Annotated in this window: 3 protein-coding genes; all 3 read right to left on the bottom strand. The window is 71.3% G+C overall.

Going from position 1 to position 3,826, the window contains the following annotated elements; translation table 11 throughout:
- Window positions 1-137: 137 nt before the first annotated feature.
- Complete coding sequence (locus tag ACFW1A_RS39340; protein WP_380418304.1) at window positions 138-1,676, bottom strand: maltokinase; 1,539 nt, start codon at window positions 1,674-1,676, stop codon at window positions 138-140.
- 216 nt (window positions 1,677-1,892) lie between these two features.
- Complete coding sequence (gene treS / locus ACFW1A_RS39335; RefSeq protein WP_380418302.1) at window positions 1,893-3,596, bottom strand: maltose alpha-D-glucosyltransferase; 1,704 nt, start codon at window positions 3,594-3,596, stop codon at window positions 1,893-1,895.
- Window positions 3,597-3,598: 2 nt separating this feature from the next.
- On the bottom strand, window positions 3,599-3,826 hold a 228-nt coding region (locus tag ACFW1A_RS39330; protein ID WP_380418300.1), incomplete at its 5' end, for an alpha-glucosidase C-terminal domain-containing protein.

Here is a 3,826-nt window from a genome sequence, read left to right as displayed (position 1 = left end):
GCCCTGGTCCGGCCGGCGCCCGCGCGCCCGGACAGGAAGGTGGCGGGCACGGTCGGGTCGGAGCGGTCGAGCGGGGCCACGGCGGGATCCTCCAGGCTGGGGCGGGAACGGACGGGGTGACTGTTCCTGACGATAGATCAGGTCACGGTCGCGAGCCGGTGAATGGCGGTCAGCGGGATCGGCAGCCAGCCGGGCCGGTGCCGGGCCTCGTAGACCACCTCGTAGACCGCCTTGTCGATCTCCAGCGCGCGCAGCAGCTCGGGGCAGCCGGTCGGATCGGTGCCGCCGGCGGCCGTGTAGCCGGCGCAGTAGGCGGTCCGGTTGCGGGCCGCCCAGGCGGCCGCCAGGTGGGCCAGCTCCGGGTCCGGTTCGGCGCCGGCCAGCAGGTGGGCCGCGGCGTAGTCGAACGAGCGCAGCATCGCCGCCACGTCCTTCAGCGCGGGCTGCGGCTGGCGCCGCTCGGCCACCGACTTGGCGGGTTCGCCCTCGAAGTCCAGCAGCACCCAGCCGTGCGGGGTGCGCATCGCCTGCCCCAGGTGCAGGTCGCCGTGGATCCGCTGCACCGTCAGGCCGGTCAGGTGGTCCGCCGTCAGCTGCTGGAAGGCGGCGTGCAGCGCGGGCCGGTAGCGGCGCAGCGCCGGCACGGCGGTGGCGGCCGCGTCGAGGCGTTCGGCCATCTGGGTGGCCAGCCGGCTGACCTGCTCGCGGTCCAGCCGGGCCACCGGCAGCGCCCGGGCCAGCACCCGGTGCACCTCGGCGGTGGCCCGGCCCAGTCGGTGCGCCTCCACCGCGAAGTTGCCCGGGCTCGGGTCGCCCTTGAGCCGGGCCACCTGGTCCAGCGCCAGCTCCCAGCCGTCCTCCGCGTCCGGCAGGAAGCGCTGCAGCAGGCCCAGGGTGGCCGGTTCGGCGCCCGCCAGCCGGCTCTCGAACCACGCCGCCACCCGGGGGATCCGGGTGGAGCCGGCCCGGGACAGCGCCAGCGAGAGCTCCAGGTCGGGGTTGGTGCCGGGGCTGATCCGGCGGAACAGCTTGAGGATGAACTGGGTGCCGAAGATCACCGAGGTGTTGGACTGCTCGGCGGTGCCGGCCCGGCCCAGCAGGTCGCTGGGCAGGCCCGGCCCCGGGGTGCGCCGGAAGGCCAGGGAGCCGAACCGGTCGGCGGTGGCCAGGTGGCCGAGCAGCCGGCCGGTCAGCTCCGGGTCGTGCACCGCGTCGTAGAGCGCCGCGCCGTCGTAGGGGCCGTGGCTCAGGCTGCCGAGCGAGGCCTCGGGGAGCAGGCCGGCCGGGGCCTCGGCGCGCAGCCCGAGCAGCAGTTGGTACAGGTCGGCACCGCTGCCGTGCTCCACCCGCAGCAGCAGGTGGACCATCGCCGGGTCGCCGGTCAGCAGCGGCGTCGCGTGCACCGGGTGCAGGCCGGTGATCGCCTGCCCCTTGCCCGCGTACCAGCGCTGGCCCGGCAGCCACTGGGCGATCAGCGGCAGGGCCGCCTCCACCAGTTCGGCGACGGCCAGCGAGGTGCTTCCGCGCGGTCTGGCACCGTGCCCGCCGGGCGCGTGCCCCCCGGCACCCCGGCCGGTCCCGTGCGGTCCGCCCGGACCGCCCGGACCGCCGGTACCGCGGGGCGCGGTACCGGCATCGCGGTGGGCGTGGGCTTGAGAACGGGAGATTTCCGACATGACTCCCTTTCCCCGGAGAGGGGCTGACGGGCCGACAGGTCTGGCCGGGCCCGCCAGTCTTCCGGATTTCGGCGGCGCTGCTGCGGCGGCACGCGAGCGGAGCTCGGGTGTCACGCCTGAGGGTGGGTACGCGTTGGGCTGTTCTCCGTACGTGGTGGCACACGGCCTGCCGGGGGCGCGCAGGACGGTCCGCACACCCCCGGGGAAGCTGGATCGTTACTGCGCTCCGGGCTTGCGCAGCTGGAACCAGTAGAAGCCGTGTCCGGCCAGGGTGAGCAGGTACGGCCACTCACCGATCGACGGGAAGCGCACCCCGCCGATCAACTCGACCGGGTAGCGCCCGCCGTATCGCCGCAGGTCCAGCTCGGTGGGCTGGGGGAAGCGGGAGAAGTTGTTCACACACATGACCAGGTCGCCCTCGTGCTCGCGCACGAAGGCCAGCACGGCCGGGTTGCTGGAGGGAAGCTCGGTGTAACTGCCGAGCCCGAAAGCGGGGTTGAGCTTGCGAATCTCGATCATGCGCCGGGTCCAGTGCAGCAGCGAGGAAGAACTGCTCTGCTGCGCTTCGACGTTGGTCACCTGGAATCCGTAGACCGGATCCATGATGGGCGGCAGACTGAGCCTGCCCGGGTCGGCGGAGGAGAAACCCGCATTGCGGTCGGGGGTCCACTGCATGGGCGTGCGGACACCGTCGCGGTCGCCCAGCCAGATGTTGTCGCCCATGCCGATCTCGTCGCCGTAGTAGAGCACCGGGGAGCCCGGCAGCGAGAGCAGCAGCGCGGTGAAGAGCTCGATCTGGTTGCGGTCGTTCTCCAGCAGCGGGGCGAGCCGGCGGCGGATGCCCACGTTGGCCCGCATCCGCGGTTCCTTCGCGTACTCCGCGTACATGTAGTCGCGCTCCTCGTCGGTGACCATCTCCAGGGTCAGCTCGTCGTGGTTGCGCAGGAAGATGCCCCACTGGCAGCCGCCCGGGATGGTGGGCGTCTTGGCCAGGATCTCGGAGACCGGGTAGCGGGACTCGCGGCGCACCGCCATGAAGATCCGCGGCATCACCGGGAAGTGGAAGGCCATGTGGCACTCGTCGCCGCCGGAGGTGAAGTCGCCGAAGTAGTCGACCACGTCCTCGGGCCACTGGTTGGCCTCGGCGAGCAGCACCGTGTCCGGGTAGTCGGCGTCGATCTCCTTGCGGACCCGGCGCAGGAACTCGTGGGTCTCCGGCAGGTTCTCGCAGTTGGTCCCCTCGCGGGCGAACAGGTACGGCACCGCGTCCAGCCGGAAGCCGTCGATGCCCAGGTCCAGCCAGAACCGCAGCCCCGCGATCATCTCCTCCTGGACCCGGGGGTTGTCGTAGTTCAGGTCCGGCTGGTGCGAGAAGAAGCGGTGCCAGAAGTACTGCTTGCGGACCGGGTCGTAGGTCCAGTTGGAGGTCTCGGTGTCGACGAAGATGATCCGCGCGTCCGGGTACTGCTTGTCGTCGTCGGCCCACATGTAGAAGTCGCCGTACGGGCCGTCGGGATCGCTGCGGGAGGCCTGGAACCACGGGTGCTGGTCGCTGGTGTGGTTCATCACGAAGTCGATGATCACCCGCATGCCGCGCTTGTGGGCGGCGTCGACGAACTCGACGAAGTCCGCCAGGTCCCCGAACTCCGGCAGCACGGACTTGTAGTCGGCCACGTCGTAGCCGCCGTCGCGCAGCGGGGAGGCGAAGAACGGCGGCAGCCAGAGGCAGTCCACGCCGAGCCACTGGAGGTAGTCGAGCTTGGCGGTGAGCCCCTTGAGGTCGCCGACACCGTCGCCGTTGCTGTCCTGGAAGGACCGCACCAGGACCTCGTAGAAGACCGCACGCTTGAACCACTCCGGGTCCAAGTCCTTCTTCTCGGTGTCCGCGAAGGTGTCGGGGACGGGCTCGTTGACAATCACAGTCAGATCCTCCGAACGGTGAGGAGGTGGGCCGGCGACGATGAGGGGTCGAGCCGGACGTAGTTGTGGCGGTGCCAGGTGTACTGCTCGCCGGTCAGCTCGTCGGTGACAGCGACTGCGTTGTCCGCCGGAAGAGTGACGGTGGCCTCCTGCGGGTGGTGCGGGTCCAGGTTCACCACGACGATGACGTGGTCCTCGCCGGTGCGCTTGGCGTAGGCGAGGACCTGCTC

The organism is Kitasatospora sp. NPDC058965 (assembly GCF_042741245.1).
In the GTDB taxonomy this organism is placed as follows: Bacteria; Actinomycetota; Actinomycetes; order Streptomycetales; family Streptomycetaceae; genus Kitasatospora.
The sequence above is the reverse complement of the archived record's forward strand: the minus strand, read 5'-3'. Positions and strand labels throughout refer to the sequence as shown.